At 40.9% G+C, this 24935-nt stretch carries 23 protein-coding genes; all 23 read right to left on the bottom strand.

What is annotated here, in order from left to right; translation table 11 throughout:
• Window positions 1-70 precede the first annotated feature (70 nt).
• Window positions 71-1630: a ribonuclease Y gene (gene rny / locus O2S85_RS10005; protein ID WP_269409204.1), complete on the bottom strand. Its 1560-nt coding sequence runs from the start codon at window positions 1628-1630 to the stop codon at window positions 71-73.
• A gap of 424 nt (window positions 1631-2054) precedes the next feature.
• Entirely contained in the window at window positions 2055-3095 is a 1041-nt protein-coding gene (gene recA / locus O2S85_RS10010) for a recombinase RecA (protein ID WP_269409205.1), read from the bottom strand.
• 180 nt (window positions 3096-3275) lie between these two features.
• Window positions 3276-4523: a competence/damage-inducible protein A gene (locus tag O2S85_RS10015; protein ID WP_269409206.1), complete on the bottom strand. Its 1248-nt coding sequence runs from the start codon at window positions 4521-4523 to the stop codon at window positions 3276-3278.
• Window positions 4520-5098: a CDP-diacylglycerol--glycerol-3-phosphate 3-phosphatidyltransferase gene (gene pgsA / locus O2S85_RS10020; protein ID WP_269409207.1), complete on the bottom strand. Its 579-nt coding sequence runs from the start codon at window positions 5096-5098 to the stop codon at window positions 4520-4522. Before pgsA ends, O2S85_RS10015 begins: the two co-directional genes overlap by 4 nt.
• A 135-nt stretch (window positions 5099-5233) precedes the next feature.
• Window positions 5234-6133 carry a helix-turn-helix domain-containing protein gene (locus tag O2S85_RS10025; protein WP_269409208.1) on the bottom strand — a complete coding sequence of 300 codons (900 nt, stop codon included), beginning with the start codon at window positions 6131-6133 and terminating at the stop codon, window positions 5234-5236.
• 17 nt (window positions 6134-6150) lie between these two features.
• Window positions 6151-6942: a DUF3388 domain-containing protein gene (locus tag O2S85_RS10030; RefSeq protein ID WP_269409209.1), complete on the bottom strand. Its 792-nt coding sequence runs from the start codon at window positions 6940-6942 to the stop codon at window positions 6151-6153.
• Window positions 6943-7147: 205 nt separating this feature from the next.
• Window positions 7148-7408 carry a DUF3243 domain-containing protein gene (locus O2S85_RS10035; RefSeq protein ID WP_269409210.1) on the bottom strand — a complete coding sequence of 87 codons (261 nt, stop codon included), beginning with the start codon at window positions 7406-7408 and terminating at the stop codon, window positions 7148-7150.
• A gap of 85 nt (window positions 7409-7493) precedes the next feature.
• Complete coding sequence (ymfI, locus tag O2S85_RS10040; RefSeq protein WP_269409211.1) at window positions 7494-8210, bottom strand: elongation factor P 5-aminopentanone reductase; 717 nt, start codon at window positions 8208-8210, stop codon at window positions 7494-7496.
• 9 nt (window positions 8211-8219) lie between these two features.
• On the bottom strand, window positions 8220-9503 hold the full coding sequence (gene yfmH, locus O2S85_RS10045) for an EF-P 5-aminopentanol modification-associated protein YfmH (RefSeq protein WP_269409212.1): 1284 nt from the start codon (window positions 9501-9503) through the stop codon (window positions 8220-8222).
• Window positions 9496-10794: an EF-P 5-aminopentanol modification-associated protein YfmF gene (gene yfmF / locus O2S85_RS10050; RefSeq protein WP_269409213.1), complete on the bottom strand. Its 1299-nt coding sequence runs from the start codon at window positions 10792-10794 to the stop codon at window positions 9496-9498. Before yfmF ends, yfmH begins: the two co-directional genes overlap by 8 nt.
• Window positions 10795-10959: 165 nt before the next feature.
• Complete coding sequence (locus O2S85_RS10055; protein ID WP_269409214.1) at window positions 10960-13257, bottom strand: FtsK/SpoIIIE family DNA translocase; 2298 nt, start codon at window positions 13255-13257, stop codon at window positions 10960-10962.
• Between the two features lie 117 nt (window positions 13258-13374).
• On the bottom strand, window positions 13375-13578 hold the full coding sequence (locus O2S85_RS10060) for a YlzJ-like family protein (protein WP_269409215.1): 204 nt from the start codon (window positions 13576-13578) through the stop codon (window positions 13375-13377).
• Window positions 13578-14312, bottom strand: coding sequence for a ClpP family protease (locus O2S85_RS10065; protein WP_269409216.1), 735 nt, complete (start codon window positions 14310-14312; stop codon window positions 13578-13580). The genes O2S85_RS10060 and O2S85_RS10065 overlap by 1 nt, the downstream gene beginning before the upstream one ends.
• Before the next feature lie 96 nt (window positions 14313-14408).
• Window positions 14409-15278: a 4-hydroxy-tetrahydrodipicolinate synthase gene (dapA, locus tag O2S85_RS10070; protein ID WP_269412545.1), complete on the bottom strand. Its 870-nt coding sequence runs from the start codon at window positions 15276-15278 to the stop codon at window positions 14409-14411.
• Between the two features lie 30 nt (window positions 15279-15308).
• A complete protein-coding gene (dapG, locus tag O2S85_RS10075; protein ID WP_269409217.1) occupies window positions 15309-16538 on the bottom strand; it encodes an aspartate kinase in 1230 nt (409 codons plus the stop codon).
• Window positions 16539-16569: 31 nt separating this feature from the next.
• The gene (gene asd / locus O2S85_RS10080) at window positions 16570-17622 is read right to left on the bottom strand and encodes an aspartate-semialdehyde dehydrogenase (protein ID WP_269409218.1); all 1053 of its coding nucleotides are present in this window, start codon (window positions 17620-17622) and stop codon (window positions 16570-16572) included.
• 169 nt (window positions 17623-17791) lie between these two features.
• A complete protein-coding gene (dpaB, locus tag O2S85_RS10085; RefSeq protein ID WP_269409219.1) occupies window positions 17792-18382 on the bottom strand; it encodes a dipicolinate synthase subunit B in 591 nt (196 codons plus the stop codon).
• Between the two features lies 1 nt (window position 18383).
• Window positions 18384-19268 (bottom strand): dipicolinic acid synthetase subunit A, encoded by an 885-nt coding sequence (dpaA, locus tag O2S85_RS10090; protein ID WP_269409220.1) that lies wholly within the window; start codon window positions 19266-19268, stop codon window positions 18384-18386.
• Window positions 19269-19517: 249 nt separating this feature from the next.
• On the bottom strand, window positions 19518-19754 hold the full coding sequence (locus O2S85_RS10095; protein ID WP_269409221.1) for a YlmC/YmxH family sporulation protein: 237 nt from the start codon (window positions 19752-19754) through the stop codon (window positions 19518-19520).
• A 97-nt stretch (window positions 19755-19851) separates the two neighbouring features.
• Window positions 19852-21072 carry a M16 family metallopeptidase gene (locus O2S85_RS10100; RefSeq protein WP_269409222.1) on the bottom strand — a complete coding sequence of 407 codons (1221 nt, stop codon included), beginning with the start codon at window positions 21070-21072 and terminating at the stop codon, window positions 19852-19854.
• 55 nt (window positions 21073-21127) lie between these two features.
• A complete protein-coding gene (locus O2S85_RS10105) occupies window positions 21128-22081 on the bottom strand; it encodes a polysaccharide deacetylase family protein (RefSeq protein WP_269409223.1) in 954 nt (317 codons plus the stop codon).
• Window positions 22082-22203: 122 nt separating this feature from the next.
• On the bottom strand, window positions 22204-24312 hold the full coding sequence (pnp, locus tag O2S85_RS10110; RefSeq protein WP_269409224.1) for a polyribonucleotide nucleotidyltransferase: 2109 nt from the start codon (window positions 24310-24312) through the stop codon (window positions 22204-22206).
• A 259-nt stretch (window positions 24313-24571) separates the two neighbouring features.
• A complete protein-coding gene (gene rpsO, locus O2S85_RS10115; RefSeq protein WP_269409225.1) occupies window positions 24572-24841 on the bottom strand; it encodes a 30S ribosomal protein S15 in 270 nt (89 codons plus the stop codon).
• Window positions 24842-24935 lie beyond the last annotated feature (94 nt).

Here is a 24935-nt window from a genome sequence, read left to right on the forward strand (position 1 = left end):
TGTACTTGTCAAAATTTAGACCCTGAAAATACAATAAAAGCGGTCAGATCGACCGCTTTTATATAAAATCCTATTTTGCATATTCCACTGCCCTTGTTTCCCGTATCACGGTCACTTTAATGTGTCCCGGATAGTCAAGTTCACCCTCAATTTGTTTCCGGATCTCCCGGGCAATCCGTACCGACTCAATATCGTCAACTTCATCCGGTTTTACGATAATACGAATTTCTCTTCCCGCCTGGATAGCAAATGATTTTTCTACTCCAGTGAAGGATTCAGAAATCTCTTCCAGTTTTTCCAAACGTTTAATATAATTTTCGAGTGTCTCGCTTCGGGCGCCTGGACGTGCAGCAGATAGTGCATCGGCTGCCGCCACAAGTACAGCAATGATTGATGTCGGTTCTTCATCACCGTGATGGGAAGCAATGGAATTGATCACCACGTCATGTTCTTTATACTTGATGGCCAGTTCTTTGCCAATTTCCACATGGCTGCCTTCTACTTCATGATCGATTGCTTTACCAATATCATGAAGTAATCCGGCCCGTCTTGCCAGTGTTTCATCTTCTCCTAGCTCAGCGGCTAACAGCCCAGTTAAATATGCCACTTCTGTGGAATGCTTTAACACATTTTGACCATAACTTGTACGGTATTTTAGACGACCAAGTATTTTTACCAAATCCGGATGCAGGCCATGCACCCCGACCTCAAATGTTGTTTCCTCACCAACTTCTCGTATATATTCATCAACTTCGCGTCTGGCTTTGTCCACCATTTCTTCAATTCTGGCTGGATGGATTCTGCCATCCTGTACGAGTTTCTCCAATGCCATACGAGCGGTTTCTCTCCGAATTGGATCGAACCCTGATAAAATAACTGCTTCTGGAGTATCATCGATGATTAAATCGATCCCTGTCAATGTTTCTAACGTACGTATATTTCGGCCTTCACGTCCGATGATACGGCCTTTCATTTCATCATTGGGAAGGTTTACAACAGATACAGTGGTTTCAGCAACGTGGTCTGCAGCACAACGTTGTAACGCAAGGGAAAGAATACTTTTTGCTTTTTTATCAGCTTCTTCTTTCGCACGATTTTCCGCTTCTTTTACCATTAAAGCTGTTTCGTGTGATACCTCTTGTTCAATCCGCTCTAAAATAACCTGCCTTGCCTGGTCGGTAGTGTATCCTGAAATGCGTTCAAGCTCCGTTTGCTGCTCATGAATCATAGCTTCCACTTTGCTTTCCATTTCTTCAATTTGTTGTTGTTTTTCGGTAAGCGATTGTTCCTTCTTCTCTAACAAGAGTTCTCGCTTGTCCAGTGTTTCACTCTTTCTGTCCAGATTTTCTTCTTTTTGTGTCAGACGGTTTTCCTGCTTTTGTATTTCGTTTCTTCTTTCTCTTAACTCATCCTCTGTCTGCTGACGAAGTTTATGATTTTCATCCTTCGCCTCAAGAAGTGCTTCTTTCTTGGCGGCATCCGCATTTCGGTGTGCTTCATCAACGATTTGATTAGCCAGATTTTCCGCACTGGAAATTTTGGCTTCAGCAATCGATTTACGAATCCAATAACCAACAATACCAAAGATTAGGGCAAGCAAAATGGAGATGATAATGTAAGTGATGTCCATAATTTCACCTCCCCTTGCTATAAAGTTGTACTAGAGGATGTTCAAAAATCCTGGTAAAAATAACGCTTCGAGATAGGGGAAACCTCGACTAAGTGCTGACGTCCTGTGGAAAATCGGAATTGCAACAGGGCGCCTGAGACGTTAGCCGGCCTCGACTTTTTTATCCTCTTTTTGAACACGCTCTACTATTCATTATTGTCGGCATGTACCATGTTCAATAAATAAATAACAGAAATTGTATAATATAAGATATAAAATTATACATACTAATTTTAAGCGTCATAACAGCCTATGTCAAGGAAACGTCACAATATATTTGGTATGGTAAAAATGGGGCTGCAAAAAACAAGCCCCTTGCCACTAAAATGGACAAAGGACTTATTTGATCATACCTATATTCCCTCAAGCAAACTTTAGATTGACATTAAACATCCAATGTGCCTTGCTCTTGTTCAGCATCAGCAGATTCTTCATCTATTTCGTCCAAATGATAGTGTTCCCGGATCGCATGATGAATCTCTGCAGCCATATCTTCGTTTTCGTTTAAAAATTGCTTGGCATTTTCTCGTCCCTGACCAAGACGTTCCTCATTATACGAATACCATGCACCACTCTTTTTGACGATATCCAAATCGGAACCAATATCTAGGATTTCACCTTCTTTGGAAATTCCTTCGCCATACATGATATCTACTTCCGCCTGTTTAAACGGTGGTGCCACCTTATTTTTAACTACTTTGATTCTGGCTTTATTACCTACCATATCATTACCTTGCTTCAGCGTTTCGGCACGGCGGACTTCCAATCGTACAGATGAATAAAACTTTAATGCGCGGCCACCGGGAGTTGTCTCCGGATTACCGAACATCACGCCAACTTTTTCGCGTATTTGGTTAATAAAGATTGCTGTTGATTTTGACTTATTAATTGCACCGGATAACTTTCTCAGTGCTTGTGACATAAGCCGTGCCTGCAAACCAACATGGGAATCTCCCATTTCGCCTTCGATTTCAGCTTTCGGAACTAAAGCGGCAACCGAATCTATTACAAGTATGTCTACTGCACCACTTCTTACCAGTGCTTCGGCAATCTCCAGCGCCTGTTCACCAGTGTCTGGCTGGGATAGCAGCAGCTCATCAATGTCAACGCCTAAGGCACGGGCATAGGTAGGATCGAGTGCATGTTCCGCGTCTATAAACGCTGCTTGTCCGCCTTTTTTCTGTGCCTCAGCGATTGCATGAAGTGCTACAGTTGTCTTCCCTGATGATTCCGGCCCGTAAATTTCGACTACCCGTCCACGTGGGTAACCGCCAATCCCTAATGCTACGTCCAATGCAAGTGAACCGCTTGGAATGGTTTCAATCTTTCGTATCGGTTCTTCACCCAGCTTCATAATCGAGCCTTTTCCAAATTGCTTTTCGATTTGACGTAATGCCATATCTAAAGCTTGTTTTCTATCGCTCAATGGTCGTACCTCCCCTTAAAATCAACTATATCTATCATAACTTGTTTTTCGGGTTTTGCCAACAAAAAAGTCGAATAAACGTTCTTGTGTTTTATCCGACTTTTTTGCACGAAAAACATATTTTAATGTAACAGTTGGCTTAAAAATAAGATTTTCACCCTATCTAATGCCTTCATTTTACTATTTTAGATAGTGAAAAAGAAGTTCATAGCCTTTGATAACTGATTTTTTTCTTACTGCTTGACGATTACCAGCAAAAGTGTATTTTTTTACCTGTCGATATCCATCACGGTTAATCAATGCAATATAAACGGTACCAGCCTCTTTCCCTTCAATTGTATCGGGTCCGGCAACCCCGGTGAAACTGATACCAACCGTTGCATCCAATTGATTGCTGGCATTCAAAGCCATTTCCAAGGCACATTCCTCACTGACTGTCCCTTTTTCCTGAATGGTATGATGAGAAACGTGCAATACTTTTTCTTTCACTTGCGTATCATAACAGACGATACCACCGGCAAAAGCGGCAGATGCCCCTTCTACTGCAACAAGCTGGTCAGAAAATTTGCCGCCAGTCAAGCTTTCGGCTGCTGCCAGTGTCCATCCTTTTTGCTTAAGCCGTTGAAACACATTACCTTCCAATGTGTCGTCATCCACACCATAACAATACGTACCAACTTTTTGCATGATCTGTTTTTTGGTTTCTTCGATTAAACGTGCTGCCGATTTAGTTGTGTCTGCTTTAGCTGTAATCCTTATGGAAACACCGGGGTCTTGGGCTAACGGCGCAATGGTTGGATTTGTCTGCTGTTCAATAATTGTTTTTAGCTCATGCTCCAACTGAGATTCACCAATCCCGATAAACCGCAGCATAATGGATTGAATAACCGTACGTTCTCCTGTCTGCTTTAAAATAGCCGGGAGCACATGATCCGTTATCATAGGTTTCATTTCCCTTGGGACACCTGGTGTGAATACCCACATCTTGCCTTCATGGGAAACGATCATTCCTGGTGCCATCCCGACACGATTTGGAATCACTTCCGCTCCGGCAAAAACGCGTGCCTGTTTTGTATTATTCGGTGTCATACTGCTATGTTGTTTTTGAAAAAAAGCGGTAATCTTATCCATTGATGGTTTATGTTCCACCATTTCCAAATGTGTCAGGCTTTGAAATGCTTCTCTTGTTAAATCATCATCTGTTGGCCCCAAACCGCCCGTCACAATGATGACATCCGAGCGGCTTTGTGCCTGGGCAAATTGCGCCCGTACACGGTCAAGATTATCACCAACAACCGAATGATGATAAATATCCATTCCCGCCAGTGCCAACTGCTGGGAAATCCATTGTGCATTTGTATTGGCAATCTGACCAAGTAATAATTCTGTTCCAACTGCAATAATTTCTGATTTGATCTGTTTACTCATTTCGAATCCCTCATTACATTCCAATTTTTAGCAAAATAATCATATCCTGAAAGAATCGTAAAGAATAATGCTACATATAACATCACCATATCAAATGGGAAGTTGACAAATGCAAATGGGAAATTATGCAGGAGCAATAGAATAATGGCCACAAGTTGGGTAACTGTTTTTAATTTACCAAGCTTACTTGCCGCAAGCACAATCCCTTCGCCTGCTGCCACCAGTCGTAATCCCGTTACCGCAAACTCCCTGCTGATAATAATAATGACCACCCATGCAGGGGCAAGATCCATTTCCACCAATAAAATAAGTGCTGCCGATACCAACAATTTATCCGCTAATGGATCAAGAAACTTTCCTAAATTAGTAACCAAATGATGCTTCCTTGCATAATTTCCATCAATCCAGTCAGTTGTCGATGCAACAATAAATAACAATGCCGCAACAAAATCCACAACCGGTAAAACCGTCTCACCCATTTGCCATTCACCCCAATGGAATGGGACACTAAGCAAGATGATAAAAATCGGAATCAGACAAATCCGGGAAAGGGTAATTCGATTGGGTATATTCATGATTATGTTCGCCTCCTATGTATGAATCGACCGTTGCTTGTAAAGACCCTTCCGCTTTGATTGAAGGGAAGGGTTAACAAATCACGGGATGGATGCGGTCTTTAGTTCGATACGTATCATAGACCGCATCTCCAATTATTCCGAATCCGGGTTTAAATCAATCCATATTTTTTGATGGACATATTGCTCCGGATCAACCGGATATTCCAATTCTGTGCCATTTACAGTAATTGTAAGCGCAGGCGCATTGCCAACATTCAAGTGGATCCGGCCATCATCTGAGACATCAAATTCCTGTGGTGAATTGTCCGCTGACAGTTCTTGTTCAAAATATGATTCCCCATCACTATTTTGCACACCCAAATAGGTCGCCTCATCCGCTTTCAACTGTATTTTGACTTTGTCGTCCGCGTTTTCCAGTTTCATAGTCGATTCAGGGCTTGCACCTGTCCCTTTTTCCACTACGGTCAGCTTCGGCTCATCAGTATCGCTTTTTTCCTTCTTGTCGGCATTATCTTGATCTTCATCGGAATCATCGTCCGCATCATCTGTTTCTTTGTTTCCCTCGTCATTGTCATCGGAATTGAAGGTTATTTCATTATCGTCCGGACTATCAACTGGTTCACCGCTGCCCCCTGCAGTTGCTTCTTTATAAAAATACCAGGCTGCAAACACAATACCTACGACTAATACAATAACAATAATCGTTGGTAAAAAGGATAAAAATGTTGGACTTTTTGTTGCTGCGTTTTCTCTTCTTGAACGTTGAATCCGCGTATACTGTACGTTGTCATCTTCCTCCGTTTGCGGAATCTCCTCTTGAAATTCATCTAATAGTTCATTGGGATCCAACCCCACAGCGGCAGCATATTCTTTGATAAATGCCCGTGCATAAAATTTACCTGGAAGTATATCAAATTTCCCTTCCTCAATGGCCGTTAAATACCGCTTTTGGATCTTCGTTGTTTCTTGTATACTTTCCAATGATAAATTCTTCCCGATTCTCGCCTCTCTTAATCTTTCGCCTATTTCCATACATAACACCATCCATTTTAAAAATCAAACATAGAAAAACCATTCCCCTGACCAAATTGCTTATTTTCCACCGGGTCATATGTAATTTCCTCATCATGATTGCTGCGCAGTTCAATGATGTAATCAAAATCATCAAGTTCATATTCAGTCGATTGAATAAAAATATCTGGATGTTCCACAACCTTGACAGCGGGGATCCGCATAATTTCCCGGATTAATTGCCAGTGTTTTTCATTGGCTCTTCTCGTTGAAACAATACCATCAATAATATATAAATGATCACTGCCATATTCATCTTGGATTAATTGATTCCGGATGGTTTGCTTAAGTAATGTACTTGAAACAAATAACCAGCGTTTATTCGCACAAACGCTTGCCGCAACTACTGACTCAGTCTTTCCAACACGTGGCATTCCCCGGATTCCAATTAATTTATGGCCTTCTTTTTTATATAATTCAGCCATAAAATCGACCAATAAGCCTAATTCATTTCGAACAAATCGAAATGTTTTACGGTCATCGATATCACTGTGAATATATCGGCCATGTCTTACCGCCAACTTATCACGTAACTTAGGTTTCCTCAATTTCGTTAAATTTATGGTATCCATTGTTTGTAAAATTGTTTTTAAACGGGTTATTTCTTCATCACTTTCTGATAGAAGCAGCATTCCGCGCCGGGAATTTTCCACACCATTTATCGAGACAATGTTAATCGATAGCATTCCCAATAAAGAGGAGATGTCTCCCAATAATCCAGGGCGGTTGTCTTGAATTTCATACTCAAAATACCATTCTTTTTTTTCCATAGTCTGCTCCTTTGTTACAAAACTGTAAAGCACATTCTACTCTATAATAAATGATTTTTCGCCATCTGAAAAGCAAATTATATAAGATTCATAGATAATTTAGAGGGTTGCTCTTTCCCAGTTGGCTAACGTTGACTCACCTGTATCCTGCAGACGGAAAAAAGAAGCTGAATGACTATTCCTCCAGCTTCTTTTCATGAAACATTTAATGTGAATTTCCTTGTTGTTCAACAAGCTTAACCATTGAGCTGGCAATCGCATGTTGCTCATCTTCGGAAGCGGCGTTCCATAATTCATGTAATACTGCTTCTTCATCATTTTTAGCATCTACGTGATCCGCAAGATAGTCGCCTACTTCATACGCTAAATTATCAATGGTTTCCTGACTCATGCCATTTTGTTTGGCCTGTTGCAAACGATTCGCTAAAAAGTCTTTCCAATTGTCGAAGTTGTTTAAAACGGACATTGGTCCAGCCCTCCTTTTTTTCATATTTAGTATTTAGCATCATCTTTAGTCTATACATGAAAAAAATAAAGAAATGCTGAAAAGCTTACCACCCGCCATTTACTTCGATAATTTCTCCCTGAATATAGGCTGACTTCTCATCAAGCAAAAAACGGACAACATTGGCGATCTCCTCGGGTTTACCTGCCCGGTTAATGGGGATTTGTTCCACAACAGCTTCTTTTTCTTGTTCGGTCAGGGAATTATTCATTTTGGTATCAATAAATCCCGGACTAACAGCATTGACCGAAACACCACTGATGGCAACTTCTTTGGCTAATGCTTTTACAAAACTGTTTTGGGCACCCTTAACTGATGAATACATTACCTCATTACTTGCTCCTGTGCGCCCCCAAATAGACGTAATAAAAATGATCGATCCTGCATGTCTGGCAATCATTTTTGGTAATATGGATTTCGTTATCAGCCATGGTGCCTTTACATGCAAATGCAGCATGTCATCCATCTCAGCAGAACTTGCTTGCTGGAACAATCCATAATAAGCGGTACCACTGGCAAAAATAAGTGCATCAACCGGAAACACCAAATGATCCAAAAGTGTTGTTAGTCCATCAGTGGTGGTAAGATCCGCCTGTACCTCCAGCAATATCTTTTCTGGCAAGACATGATTCCGTAAATGTTCGATTGCCTGTTTATTCTGATTGTAATGGAGCATTAGCTGGCAGCCATCGTCGGCAAGGGTTGTTGCAATCGCCCTCCCGATGGCACCACTCGCTCCGATAATGAGCACATTTTTTTCCATAATAGTTTCCTATGCTCCTGCAATGTTGCATACGGTTAACTGTTCTTGATGAATCCAATTTTGAATAAACTGGTTAACCTCATCCAATGTAAACGATTGGATCGTTGGAATGAGGTCAAATAAATCAGCTCCGACTGTATGGTAATGGATAAATTTATTGGCAACATACTCTAACGAATTCATGCCACGCAATAATTGACCAATTTTTTTCTTTTTCATTCGAGTGAATTCTTCCTCTGTTAAATTCATGTCATTGGTGCTGATTAACAGCTGTTTCACTGTTTCGGCAAATCGTTTTGGATCGTGTGTATTACTGCCAATCAAAGAATAACCAAAATTTTTCTCCAGGCTGGTTTCATAAAAGAAGCTGGAATCGATCAACTTTTCTTCATACAGCTTTTGATAAAATGGGCCGCCTGTTGAAAAGAAATGATCCAAAATCATGCCTTGCAACAGATCTTTTTTTAAAAATGCATCGCCGTTTAATTCGGTTGCGGATTCTTTTATACCAATGGTGCATTTGGGGACGGAAACTGGCATGGTTATGGTATGTTCAGCTGTTGCGACTTCCCGGGGTTCTGCTGGATAATTACGCTCGATTTCATCCATTTTTTGAAAATCCTTTTGTGCCTGATTTTGTTTAATTAATTGCATCATTTTCTCTGGATCAAAATTACCCGCGATAAACAGAGTCATATTCTCAGGATGATAAAATGTGTTATAACATGTATACAAATCATCTTTGGTAATCGCACTAATGGACTCGACTGTACCGGCAATATCGATTTTCACGGCATGTTTTTGAAACATCCCTTTTATTGCACCCATAAATGCCTGCCAATCCGGCTGATCATCATACATTTTAATTTCCTGACCAATAATCCCCTTTTCTTTCTCCACCGACTGTTCGGAAAAATAAGGATCCTGCACAAAATTAAGCAATGTCTCTACATTTGTTTCCACATTTGTAGTAGCGGTAAACAAATACGCCGTTTTCGTAAATGATGTATAGGCATTGGCTGAAGCCCCTTGTTTACCAAAATCAGCAAACACGTCACGATCTTTTTTTTCAAACATTTTATGTTCCAGAAAATGCGCAACCCCTTCTGGAACTGTGATTTCTTCATCTTGCTGAATCGGGACAAAGGTCTGATCAATTGACCCATAGTTGGTTGAAAAAATGGCATATGTTTTGGCCATCTCCGGCTTTGGTAACAAAAATACGGTTAACCCGTTATCAAGTTTTTCTGAATATAAGGTTTCCTTAATATCTTGATAGGTTTGTTTATTCATCGGACTTCCCCCCATTTGTGGTTAATAAGTAAACCGTATCCAATTCAATTTTTTGGGCAACCCGAATAATCTCATCCTTGGTAACCTGCTTAATTCCCTCAATAAGCTGATCAGGTGATAATTCACGCTTACCTGCCACTTGTTGATAGAGCAGCTCAATAATTCCTTGTTGATTATCCATTGTTTCCAGTAATTGGTTCACGATTAATCCTTTGGTTTCTTCGATTTGCTCCTCGGTAAAGTCCCCTTGTTTCATCGCCTGCATTTGCAGTTCAATGATTTCTCTTGCCTGTTCATAATCACCAGGTGCAATCCCGCTAAACACAAACAACAGACCCTTGTGACTTTCAATCCGTGATGATGCATAATAAGCTAAACTGTGTTTCTCCCGTACATTCAGAAATAACTTGGAGTTAGGAAAACCGCCAAACATTCCGTTAAATACCTGAAGTGCAAAATAATCATTGTCACGGTAGGTAATATTCGTCCGGTAACCCAAGTGTAATTTAGCTTGCTGAACATCCTGCTTTTCAACAACCGTACGTGGGTTGCCATGTTCCTTGGCGACATCTGCTGCATCAATGTCATTTCCACGCTGTGCACTCGTAGTGTTACGCTCCATGTATTGCGTCAATTTATCTTTGATAAGCTCGCTATCCACGTCACCTGATACATAAATATCCAGCTGATCATCGGTTAACATCTCCTGATAGTACTGATACAGATTATCAGGGGTGATATTATTGAGATCCTCTTCATATCCGTGTACATGCAAACGATAGATTTCATCTGCACACATTTCATCCACTAACCTCATATTGGCATAACTCATTTTGTCATCAATAAGCGCGTGGATTCTTTGCAGCAATGTTTCCTTCTCCCGGTCGACAATGGATTTATCAAACGACCCATTTGCAGTATGGGGATGAAAAATCACTTCATTTAATAAATCAAGTGCATCTTCCATAACAGCAGACTCACCAGATATAAATTTATCGTTAGCAACCTCCAGCCGGACACTGAGAATATGCTGATTTCCCTTTTTCATACTGTCAATTGATAAAACCGCTCCATATAGTTGATCCAGCTGCTCCTGCAATTTACTTCTTGTTGGATATGTTTTTGTACCTTGTTTTAGGACAAATGGCATGAGCGCACGTTTGGTAATGGTTTGTTTGTTTAAAGGAGCTTTAAATTTCGCCGCAAATGCGATTGTTTTGTATTTTTGATTGGGAATCACATGCAAATGAAATCCATTTTCCCAAAAGACTTGTTCCTTTAATTTATTCATTGATTAACCTCCCATTTATGTACTATCTTATTTATTATCTACATATAGGTTATGCTGTTCTCTTAATTATTATAGGCTATTTATGCCAAAAAACAAAAAACCAACCCATTTGAATTATAAAAAAGCAATATTACTGCAAAAAGTAATATTGCCTTTCCCAAGTTTTTATGAGGATCTTTCCTCGGCGTTTTGCGACACAAGTACCTTTCTCGGTTTGCTTCCTTCATAAGGACCAACAATCCCCCGATCTTCCATTGCATCAATGAGTCTTGCCGCCCGAGTATAACCAATCCTGAAACGCCGCTGCAACATCGATACACTGGCACTCTGCATTTCAGTAATCAGTTGGACCGCGTCATCATACAAGTCATCATCAACTTCAGAAGAAACTTCCGGGTTATCTTCCGGTATCATTTCTTCTTGGTAGGTGGCTTTTTGTTGATCGATACAATGATCCACAACGCGCTCGACTTCCTCGTCGGAAAGAAAAGCCCCCTGCACCCTGGTCGGTTTTGATGCACCGACAGGAACGTACAGCATGTCCCCCCGTCCAAGCAGTTTTTCTGCACCGCCGGTATCCAGAATGGTTCTTGAATCTGTTGCCGAGGAAACACTAAAAGCAATTCGGGATGGAATATTTGCTTTGATCACTCCGGTAATGACATCAACAGACGGCCTTTGCGTAGCGATAATCAAATGAATTCCTGCCGCTCTGGCCATCTGGGCAAGCCGTGTAATAGAATCCTCTACATCATTTGATGCAACCATCATCAGATCGGCCAATTCGTCAACTAAAACAACTATATACGGCAGACTCGGTTGTTGGTCTTCTTCGGCATTAGTTTGATTATATTTATGGATGAACTCGTTATACCCTTCAATATTTCGGGTACCTGTCTCCGAAAATAAATCATACCGCCGTTCCATTTCAGCGACTACTTTTTTCAATGCTTGTGATGCTTTTTTCGGATCGGTCACAACCGGTGCTAATAAGTGTGGTATGCCATTATAGACATTTAATTCCACCTTTTTCGGATCAATCATCATCATTTTAACCTCATGTGGTTTGGCTCGCATTAAAATGGTCGTAATGATCCCGTTCACACAGACACTTTTCCCGCTGCCTGTTGCCCCGGCAATTAACAAATGGGGCATCTTGTTTAATTCCCCAACGACCGCATCACCAGATATATCTCGTCCTAATGCAAATAACAGTTTACTTGACTGCTTCATGGTTGTATCCAAAACCTCACGTAATGACACCATGGCGACCTCCTGATTTGGCACTTCAATTCCTACAGCTGATTTTCCGGGAATTGGTGCTTCAATACGGATATCCTTTGCAGCCAAGGCAAGGGCCAAATCGTCGTGCAAACCAACTATTTTACTAACCTTAACTCCCGCTTCCGGCGATATTTCATATTTGGTTACCGCCGGGCCTACATTTACTTTCGTGATACGGGCCTTGACCCCGAAACTTTGAAAAGTACGTTCCAGTTTTCGTACAGTTGCCTGAATCTGTGATTTTTCCTGTTGCTGTGAATTGTGTGCTGGTTCGGCCAATAAGTTAGGAGATGGTAAGATATATTCATAGTTTTCCACCTCGGTCATTGGCATTGCAGAGAGATCAATATCATCAGCAGAGGATTTGCTGTCCGTTGGTGCAGGTTCGGATATTTGCTCGTGCTGTTCACTCGCTGGATTTGCCGATGGAGTTGCTTCAAATGAATATTGCACATCCGGGAAATCCTGAATAACCGGTTCCTCATTTTTTATCGTGTCTTTATCGGCATCCACTTCATCAAGAATTCGCTGTTCTTCTTTTGCAGCCTGTTTCTGTTCGCGATGATTTCCCCAGCGTTCTTTCAGTTTTTTCCAGCTTGATCCAAGCTTTTTGCTTTGCTTGGAAAAAAAATCGCCCATAGAAAACTCTGTCATAAAAATAATCCCGATCAATATGGAAAATACCGCCACAATCTTGGCTCCAACCGCAGAAAACAGGTAGTAACAAAAGGCTAATAGAATCGCACCAATCATTCCGCCACCTGTTTGTGCTGCAGTTCCCTCTCCATTTGCATAGTGAAAGAAATTGTCCCATGTTGCTTTAAGAATGGATGTGTCCCCAATCAGTAATAACATCCGTTCAAACGTTTGAATGTGGGTCAACAGCAATCCACCCGCCAGAATAATATAAAATCCGATCATTTTTTTGTGGGTGAAATCCGGATATTTTCGCTTCACTAGTAAAAATATCCCAATGATTAATAGAACAATAGAAGCAATAAAATACCAGATTCCAAAGAAAAAACGGAATATATTTTCCAGGAAACCAGGTATTGCTCCATCACTAATCGAAGCAGCACCGCTTCCAAAGATCGCAATAAAAATAAACAATAACCCGAGCAATTCAAATTTCACTTGCTTTTTCAGCTGTTTTTTTCGTTTTTTTCGTTTCTTAGCCATTCATTTTCGCCTCCATTCGCCCAATGTTTAATGGAGAAACCCCTGCCATGAAAGCGACAAGGGTTAGCTGTCATTTATCAACAATTATAGCATAAATGGATGAAAGATATTACCAGTTTAGCGTAAAATAGTGCCAGGGGTTAATGTTCCGTCCAAAAAATCCTGTGGGTCGGAGGATATCAGCTGTAATAGCTGATAAGATCCATCATCTTGTTGTTCAACATAAAGTGCCCGCCCCTTATAGGAAACACACTGACGTTTTGCGTAATGTTTCTCAGAGCTAGGGAAGATATCCAATTCTGAAAGTGGTGTATATAGCATTATTGAATCACCTGCTCATCTTCATTTTTATTCTCTTTGATTAACTCATTTAATTTTCCCATGGCTTCCTTCACACCACCAACTCCATCAATTAATCCGTATTCTACAGCGTCAGTCCCAACAACATTTGTGCCGATATCGCGTGTCAGATTTCCTTTTGCAAACATTAGCTCTTTAAACTTTTCCTCTTTAATATTGGAATGATTAACAACAAAATTGATCACACGCTCCTGCATTTTTTCCATATATTCAAACGTTTGCGGAACACCAATCACCATTCCATTTAGACGGATTGGATGGATTGTCATGGTCGCTGTTGGAACAATAAACGAATAGGTGGTGGCTACAGAAATCGGTACTCCGATCGAATGTCCTCCACCGAGCACAACAGAAATAGTCGGTTTGGAAAGCGAAGCAATCATTTCGGATAAGGCCAGTCCCGCTTCAACATCCCCGCCAACAGTGTTTAACAGGACAACTAGTCCTTCAATTTTAGGATTTTGTTCAATAGCAATCAATTGTGGCAGTAAATGCTCATATTTGGTTGTCTTATTCTGCGGCGGCAACTGAACATGCCCTTCAACTTGGCCAATAATAGACAGCACATGGATATTGGAATCCGGTGCTTGTGGCAGATTAGATTGCCCAAGATGTTGAATTTTTTCAACTAACTCCGAACTTTTATTTTGGTCTTCCTGTGGCTGTTGTTCATTATTTGAATCATTTTGGTTCATTTCCGAGCACTCCTTTCTTTACATCACACTATACATAGTATGAACAAAAGGAGGAAGAACCATGCAATAAGAAAAGGTAAACCGGATGTGACCGATTTACCTGTCAATGTATTGTTTTAATTGTTGTTGTTCTGTTTCAGAAAGCGGTACGAGTGGTAACCGTACCGATCCTGTGTCAATCCCTTTCATTTGCAAAGCTGCCTTAACGGGTGCCGGTGACGGTGCTTTAAACAGGGCATTCATAACCGGCAACATCCGACGGTGAATGGATGCTGCTTTTTTCACTTCGCCATGTTGAAATGCTTGAATCATTTCGTTTAAATCATTACCAATAATATGAGATGCCACTGATATCACACCGGTTGCACCAATAGCAAGCATTGGCAGGGTTACACCATCCTCACCGGAATAAACAGTAAAATCATCGTCTGTTTGTTCAATAATTTCCGCGATTTGATCCAAGTCACCGCTTGCCGCTTTTACAGAAACAATATTATCCAGTTTACTCAGTTTAATAATCGTTTCCGCACTAATCGTTACGACTGAACGACCTGGTATATCGTAAAGGATAATCGGTAAGGATGTAACACTCGCAACTGCTTTAAAATGTTCATACATACCAGTTTGATTCGGTTTGTTATAGTATGGAGCGACAAGCATAATCCCATCCACACCACAGTTTTCTGCTTTTTTTGTTAAAGCTATGGAGCTTTGCGTATTATTACTCCCCGTTCCCGCTATCACTGGTACACGTTTATTAACAACTTGAACAACATGGGTAAACAAATTGACTTTTTCATCCTCGGTTAATGTTGGAGACTCCCCTGTTGTGCCAGCTACGACCAAACCTTGTGTTCCATGATTCAACAAATATTCAATTAAAACTGTTGTCTGTTCATAATCAATATTTCCCTCTGCATTGAACGGTGTCACCATTGCGGTCAAAACACTGCCAAAGTTCATGATCTTACTTCCTTTCTTTCCCTGATCTGCATATCATACCGTTTCTTTTGTCCGGCTTAATTCAAATGCATCGTGTAAAGCGTTGACGGCGGTGGCTAAGTCTTTCTCATGAATAAGTACCCAGATAGTCGTATGACTGTCTGCTGATTGCAAAATTTGCACATTCCGATTGGTTAATGCCTGCACAATTTTTGATGCCACACCAGGAACGCCGGTCATTCCCGCACCAACAGCCGAAACCTTTGCACAATTCTCCGTTATTTCCGGTTGAAAACCAAGCGTCTGCAACACACGAACAGCTTTCTTCGTAAAAACCTCTGGAACAGTATACAATACACCATTTGGCGATATATTAATAAAGTCAACGGAAATACCTGATTCAGCCATCGCTTTAAAAACTTCGGAATGAAGGCGTATTGCCTCTTCTTTTGTTTGTACCCTGATCTGGGTTATTCTGTCCATATGGGCTATTCCGGTAATCAGCCGGTCAGGAATGTCACTTCCTAATTCCTGGATTCTTGATGCCGTCACCAATGTACCCTGGCCATTGGAATAGGTAGATCTGACCCGCATTGGAATTTTTGCCTGCATCGCAATTTCTACCGCACGGGGATGAACAACCTTTGCTCCCTGATAGGCTAAATTGCAAATTTCCGTATAAGTGACAACATCTAATGGACGTGCGCCCTTAACAACACGAGGATCTGCGGTCATAATACCATTAACATCGGTAAAAATTTGTATTTCATCCGCTTGGAGTGCTGCACCTAATGCCGCTGCACTGGTATCACTGCCACCTCTGCCAATTGTAGTGACTTCCCCGGTTTCCGTTTGTCCTTGAAATCCTGCGACAACCACGACATCATTCTGCTCGAACTCTTCCAGGATACGTTTGGGGTTGACTTTTTTAATCTTGGCTTGGGTAAAGTCATTGTTTGTAACAAAGCCAGCCTGTGCACCAGTCAAGGCCGTGGCAGAAATATGATGACGCTGCAACTCATTCGATAAAACCACCGACGCAATTGTTTCCCCGCATGACATTAATAAATCCAACTCCTGGGCAGAATTATGATTAGCCGGGAACCCGACAAGATCCAGGAGTGTATCTGTTGCATATGGATCCGGTTTCCTCCCTAATGCAGATACAACAACAACTAGTTTATAATCATTTATTAGTGCTTCTTTAATATGTCGGATAACATAGTTTCTATTTTCTTTTGTTTGAACAGATGTGCCGCCAAACTTTTGAACTAATATCTGCAATTATTACACCTCTTACATAAGATCAAATTGATTACTTTCCAATTAAGTTATGCTGAATCAAACATTTAGCAATTTGTACAGTATTCCATGCAGCGCCTTTTAGTAAATTGTCGGAAACAACCCATAAATGAAAGCCATTCGGTGTGTCCAAATCTTTTCTGACCCGGCCGACAAACACATCTTCTTTATCAGAAGCACTTAGCGGAGTTGGGTAAGTTTGTGTATTTGGATCGTCCTCCAGTATGACACCATCAGCTTGATCCAATGCCTTCCACAGGTCAGCCACTTCTACACCGTCCTGTTCCACTTCAACGTATACACTCTCGGCATGGGATGTAAAAAACGGGAGGCGTACACACGTTGCTGCAACAGGTAATTCAGGTGTATGCATGATTTTTTTGGTTTCGTTAATCATTTTCATTTCTTCAAATGTATAGCCATTCTCTTGGAACACATCAATTTGTGGTAAGGCATTAAAAGCAATTGGATAATGTTTTTGTTCACTTTTTACCGGCAAAATTTCCGCCGTCATTTCCTTGTTTTCGATAAATTGTTTCGTTTGCTGCTCCAATTCATCGCATGCTTTTGTACCAGACCCGGAAACTGCCTGATAGGTGGAAACAATCACCCGACGAAGACCGAATGCCTCCTGAATCGGTTTTAAGGCCGCAACCATTTGGATGGTCGAACAATTTGGGTTGGCAATGATGCCTTGATGTTGTTGCAAGTCTGCTTCATTAACTTCCGGAACAACAAGCGGAACATCTTCTGCCATGCGAAATGCACTCGTGTTATCTATCACAACTGCACCGTGCTTCACTGCCTCTGGTGCAAGTTTTTTTGAAACAGATCCACCAGCCGAAAACAAAGCAATATCAACACCAGCGAAACTATCCGGAGTTGCTTCCTCTACAGTTACTTCCTGATCATGAAATAACACTTTCTTACCAGCTGATCTTGACGATGATAATAGCTTTAATTGTTCTACCGGGAAGTTTTTATCTTCCAGCAACTTTACTATTTTTTGACCAACGGCTCCTGTTGCTCCTACCACTGCTACATTATAAACTGTTTTCTTAGCCATTTAAAGTTCTCCCTTCATTTCTTTAAAGCTAGAGGATGTTCAAAAAGTCCGGTAAAATGACCTCAGATAGGGGATCTTCTGCTAAAGTTGCCCACGTCCTGTGGGCGACTTTAGCAGAAGTCAGTACCTCCTGTATAACCTCTATTATTGTTATTTATTTTAACACACTTTAACCCTCATAAGGTATAATTACCGGTTGAATCTGCTGATAATCGAGTGCTTTTTCGATGGTAGCGGATAAATAATCCATATTTGCAACAAGAGAATTTGGTTTTTTGTAGGGGTCATCCTGGCCATATGGAATGAAATAAATAAATTTGCTTGCCATCAGCCGCATTAAATTGACGCCATTCAATCCAAGTGCATCATTTGTGGAAATACCCAATACGACCGGCGATTGGTTTCGCATCGTTGCTTTTGCGGCCATTAAAACGGGAGAATCTGTCAGTCCATTGGCGAGCTTACTTAACGAATTGCCTGTTAGCGGTGCAATCACCATACAATCCAGTGGTTCTTTTGGGCCAAGCGGCTCCGCTTCCGGCATTGTTGTAATTACTTGTTTACCGGTGATTGACTCAATCCTGTCTATATGATCAGCTGCCTTGCCGAATTTTGTGTCGGTTGTTCTTACAGTATATGTCACAATTGGAATAACGTCGGCCTTTTCTTCCATTAGTTTTTCCAATTGGGGGAATACCTTTTCATACGTACAATGTGAGGCGGTGATGCCGAATCCGATTCGCTTTCCTTCCAGTGTCATTTTATGCTTGCTCCTTTCTTTCTTGTAAAAATTGTTTAATTACATCTGCCAGAATTTTTCCCGATGTTTTCGGTGCAACAATTCCAGGCAAACTGCGAGCCAATATTGCTTTAATTCCACGTTTTTCCGCGTAATCAAAGTCGGTTCCACCGGGCTTGGAAGCCAAATCATAGATTAGCGCGTGGGACGGTAATTGTTGAATGGATTCCTTTTTAATAACAAACGCTGGAATGGTATTAATGAGTAAATCACAGTCTTCTGTATGATAGGCAAGTTCATCCAAAGGGATTGCCGTCAGCCCCATTTCGGTTATCCGGGCGAGGTCTTTAATACTGCGGGCACAAACAGAAACTTTTGCCCCCAATGCAGAAAATTTATTTGCTACAGTACTGCCGACCCGGCCAAAACCAACAACAATGACCCGCGATGAATGAATCGTATAATCAGTATGTTCAATGGCCATCATTATCGTGCCTTCTGCGGTTGGAATTGAATTATAAATAGCTACATCATCACGATCAAACAAGGCTACCAAATTCAAATTCAGTTCATTTGCCATTTTCGTCAAATAATCATTGGTGATCCCGGTGAAAACGAGCGTGTTTGGTCGTAACTGTGCAAACCAATCTCTTGATAGTGTGATTTGCTGATCGGAAAACACAGTTTCTATCTCACCTTCAGGATTAGTACCCGTAATTGGTAAAATTACCACATCCAAATTTTTTGGTTCCAATTCGTTAAAATCCACTTGCTTTAAGCCGGTGAATCCTTGTTCCAGTTTGTCAAAACCCACCAAAGAAATGGTTGTATCGGGCAATTGCTGTAATTGACGTATCAACTCCAAATACCTGCCATCTCCACCCAATACGGCTATGAATTGATCCATGTAAGTTCTACACCCCTCATCATATAAATACACGCTATTTAATACTTCCTTTTACAGCTTATGTAGGTAATGTATCTTAGTGATAAGTGTTTCGTGTAAAACACAAAAAAGCCAGCACTATTTTAATAATAATGCTGGCTTTTTATATCACTTTGATTTCCCGACGTTATTTTCAAGTAAATGGATTGACTTCTTGTTGTTGTCTTCCAAGTAAGGTGCGCTCTTTCCTGAAACTTTCACCGGCTCACTTTATTCATTCCATTCAATCATAATCATATCTTCGCCAATTTTTTTGATGGATTTCCAGTGGATTTTTGTTTCTGCTCCTTCTTTTTTTAAACCAAACCATTTATAATTCGGAATAATAAATGCTTCAATTTGACCTGTGTGTTCATTAATTTCCAAATCGGTTTGACCAAGAACACCAAGTCTTGACCCTTGGCTGATGTTAACGATCTCTTTGCTGCTTATATCCTTATAACGCATCACACCACCTCCGTATTGTCATCCTATGCCTTAGATAACCGGATATGCTAACTGATGTTCATAAACGTATAACGTAAGAAAACAATACGAAAGTGACCTACATGATCTTGGGTGCGATAAGTGCCTTGGAAGTTGATTGTTTAAAAACCCGATCAATAACGGTTTTTATGGAGTCATGATTGACAGCATCAATTTCCCGAATCATTTCATCCAGTGAACGGTGACGATGCAATAATAACTCATTTCTTCCATTACGACTCATACGGCTATTCGTACTTTCCAAACCAAGTACCAGATTACCCTTTAATTGTTCCTTGCTATTTGTTAATTCTTTATCCGTCAGCCCGCCTGTAACCAATGTATCGATTGTTTTTTGCATTGTATCCTGCAACTGTGGCAGCTGTTCCTTTCCGGTGCCAGCATAGATTGTTAATAAGCCATTATCCAGAAAAGAAGAATGGTACGAAAACACAGCATAGGCCAATCCTTGCTGTTCGCGAACATCCTGAAACAGACGTGAACTCATGCTGCCGCCAAGAACATTGTTCATAATAATTAAACTGTACATATGTTCATCATCGATCGCTAATCCATCGAAACCCAAGCATAAATGCGCTTGTTCCGTATCCTTGTTCCGTTCAATACTATCGGCAATAAAGACTGGTTTCTCTATCGTTTCCCGTTTATTTGCAGACCCGTATGTACCAAAATAATGATCCACTTTGTTGACAAAAGCTTGATCCACATTCCCGGCAACCGAGACAACAACATTATCTGGTGTATACTGTTCCTGTATATAATCCCGCAGTGTTTCCGGGGTAAATGATGCTAGATGTTCTTGCGTTCCCAGGATAGGATAACCCAATGGATGGTTTCCGTATGAAGCGCGCGCCAATAAATCATGGACAATATCATCTGGTGTATCCTCGTACATTTTTATTTCTTCCAGCACTACCTTTTTCTCACGTTCCATTTCTTCTTTATCGAAAGAAGAGTTAAAGAACATATCAGCTAAAATGTCTAGTGCCAATTCTTTATGTGTATCCAATACCTTTGCATAAAAACAGGTATACTCTTTGGACGTAAAGGCATTAACCTGTCCGCCAATTGCATCAAATGCTTCGGCAATATCTTTAGCCGAACGCTCCCTGGTACCTTTAAAAAACATATGCTCTAAAAAGTGGGAAATCCCGTTATTTTGTTCATTTTCATTGCGGGATCCGGTTAACACCCAAATCCCGATTGTTACGGAACGGACGGCGGGAACCTGTTCCATAACAACCCTTAATCCATTCTTGCATGTATGTTTATCAATCAAGTTTTAATCCTCCTATGTTCCCTGTTCAAATCCAACGTTTAGCGACTGATGCGTTTTATCGTTCCTCACTTAATAATGTATCAACAGTGCCAAGTTTATATCCCTTATCTTTGATAACAGTTATCAACGAGTCGAGTCCCTGGGCTGTCGGTGAGGTTGGATGCATGAGTACCATTGCACCAGGATGAATCTTGCTACTCACCCTATTCACCATAACAGAAACAGTCGGATTCTGCCAATCAATTGTATCCACTGTCCATAGGATTGTTTCCATGTCCATTTCATCAGCAACATCTACCACCTGATCATTAAAACTTCCGCTGGGTGGTGCAAAAAGTGTTGGCGCTTTACCTGTAATGGCTTTAATAATATCATTGGTCTTTTGAATTTGTTCTGTCATTTCTGTTTTTGAGAGATGAGCCATGTCTGGATGGTTATATGCATGATTACCAATAACATGCCCTTGTTCAGCAATCATTTTCACGAAATCACTATTTTCTTTTGCCCACTTTCCTTCAATGAAAAAGGTTGCTTTGACATTATTTTCTTTCAATACGTTTAAAATAGTGGGGATATATTCCGTTCCCCAGGAAACATTTATCATTAATGCAGTCATTTGTTTTTCCGGATGACCACGGTATATTGGAGCTGGGGGCAAATCGGCTAACGTGACCTCGGGGGCAATTTCATCATATACAAGTAATGTTTTGTCAAATGTCCCTTTTTTCTTCATTTGCTCATAGGATTTGTCCACGTTCACTTTTAATCCATTTCTTCCGGGGGTTTTCTTCCAAACTCGGTCAATCACAGCATTCTGCGGATCCTTTGCAAATTGAGCGCTTTTTGTTTGGATCTCCCTATAGAGTGCGTCTTCTTTTTTCGATACTTGCTGAACTTCATTAGAAAAAGTCGTAACATCATTCGTTTCAAATGGATTATAGCTATTTTGAAAGGAAATTGCCACGATGATGACAAATACAATGACATGGATAAGCTGCTTCCGATACATCCAAATCCCTCCTCAATCATCTATATGACCGGCAAGGACAAGGTATGCTCAGAAAAAGTTAACAGGTGATTTCTGTTTTTGAAGGATAAAAAAAGAAACTGGTTTTTCCAGCTTCTTGTGTTTTATTTGGATTTTGCTTTTTCCCGTTCTTCTTTTAACACCGCTTTTCGAGAAAGGTTAATGCGGCCATGATTATCAATTTCTTTTACCTTCACCATGATTTGATCACCGATTGATACCACATCTTCCACTTTATTGGTCCGTTCTTCCGCCAATTCGGAAATATGCACAAGCCCGTCTTTTCCTTTAAATAATTCCACAAACGCGCCAAATTTCTCAATCCGTTTTACAGTCCCCAAATAAATTTGTCCTACTTCGACTTCCCGAACAAGATCTTCTATAATTTGTTTAGCACGCTCATTCATCTTCATATCAGTCGATGAAATAAATACACTGCCATCTTGTTCGATATCGATTTTAACACCTGTTTCATCAATAATTTGATTGATTTGTTTACCACTTGGACCAATCACATCACGAATTTTATCCGGGTTAATTTTCATGGTTACAATTTTCGGTGCGTATTCGGATAGCTCCTGTTTTGGTTCTTTGATTGTCGCGAGCATGTGATCCAATATTTGCATGCGCCCTTTTTTCGCCTGTGTTAATGCTTCTGAAAGAATTTCCCGTGATAATCCATCAATTTTGATATCCATTTGCAGGGCAGTAACCCCTTGTTCTGTACCAGCAACTTTAAAGTCCATGTCGCCCAAGGCATCTTCCATTCCTTGAATATCCGTTAAGATCGTATAGTCATCACCAGATTTCACAAGTCCCATGGCAATTCCGGCAACTGGTGCTTTAATTGGTACTCCAGCATCCATCATGGCCATTGTACTTGCACAAATACTTGCCTGTGATGTTGAGCCATTTGACTCCAATACCTCGGAGACAAGGCGAATGGTGTATGGGAATACTTTTTCTGATGGAACCACTTTTTCCAATGCCCGTTCACCCAATGCTCCGTGACCAATTTCCCGGCGTCCAGGTCCACGAATCGGTCCTGTTGCACCGACACTGTATTGTGGAAAGTTGTAGTGATGCATGAATCGTTTCGACTCTTCCAAATCAAGTCCATCCAAAATTTGTACATCTCCTAATGCGCCAAGGGTACAAATGCTTAGAGCCTGTGTTTGTCCACGGGTGAACAATCCGGATCCATGTGTTCTTGGCAGTACACCAATGCGAGATGACAGTGGCCTGATTTCATCAATTTTACGACCATCCGGACGCACTTTTTCTTTAGTGATTAAACGGCGTACTTCCTCTTTAACCATTTTGTCAAGCATAGACTTCACTTGTTTTACAACTTCTTCGTCTTCTTCCTCATACAAAGCGGTAATTTCTTCTTTCACCTGATCAATGGCTTGTTCACGGGCAAGTTTTTCTTTAACCTGAATGGCGGCAATTAATTTATCTTTCGCCTGGTTAGTAACTTGTTCTGCCAGTGACTCATCAATCTGAAATAATGCAACTTCTTTCTTTTCCATGCCGGCAGCTTTTACAATTTCCTCTTGAAATTGTACCAGCCGTTTAATTTCTTCATGACCGAACATAATTGCTTCAAGCATTACTTCTTCCGGTACTTCATTGGCACCTGCCTCTACCATATTGATGGCATCCTTCGTACCCGCAACTGTCAGATCAATATCACTTTTTTCTTCCTGTTCAACAGATGGATTAATAACAAATTCACCATCGACCCGGCCAACGTGAACACCGGCTATTGGTTCTTCAAAGGGAATATCAGATACGCTCAAGGCGATGGATGAACCAATCATGGCAGCAATTTCTGTGGAACAATCCTGATCAACACTCATAACAGTGCTGATTACCTGTACTTCATTACGGAAGCCATCCGGAAACAGTGGCCGGATAGGCCGGTCAATTAACCGGGAAGCAAGGATTGCCTTTTCACTTGGCCGGCCTTCACGTTTGATAAAGCCTCCGGGAATTTTCCCGACTGCGTACAACCGTTCTTCATAATTAACAGTCAACGGAAAGAACGGTAAATCTTTTGGCTCTTGTGATGCAGTTGCTACAGACAATACCGAGGTATCCCCGTAGCGAATCATACATGCACCATTGGCCTGTTTCGCTAATTCTCCAACTTCTACGATAAATGGTTTACCGGCTATTTCCGTGGAGAAAACTTGTTTTTCTTCTGCCATTAGTACTAGTACTCCTTTCAATCACATGCTAGTGGAATAACCATATATGGGGACTTTCTTTATCATTACCCATTAACAGAACCACTTGCATATGCACAACTACCTTCATTTTATAATTTATGGTGGTAAATGTAAATTTTTGCTGCAGATAAGCAGGTACTGGGCCGGACACGAACCTTTTTATTGCAATCGAAGCAGGCCAACGTTCTCCTTTCTTAACTGCAAAAAAAGCAGGATTACTCCTGCTTTTTTCTGGCAATTATCGGCGTAAACCGAGTTTCTTAATCAAGTCACGATAGCGTGTAACATCTTTGTTACGTAAATAGTTAAGCAAATTACGGCGTTTACCAACCATTTTTAATAGACCACGACGAGAATGATGGTCTTTTTTATGAACGCGTAAATGCTCATTTAACTTCGTGATTTCCTCTGTAAGGACAGCAATTTGTACTTCCGGTGATCCGGTATCTGTATCATGAACCTTGAACTCGGAAATAATTTCATTTTTACGTTCTTTTGTGATAGCCATCCTGTTCACCTCCTATTTTATTCAAAACCCCTATCCCCTAGCAAACGTCGGAGTCTCGATTTGCCAAGCGATGGTTTTACGTTTACAAGAATAC

It is taken from the genome of Lentibacillus daqui (genome assembly GCF_027186265.1).
In the GTDB taxonomy this organism is placed as follows: Bacteria; Bacillota; Bacilli; order Bacillales; family Amphibacillaceae; genus Lentibacillus_C; species Lentibacillus_C daqui.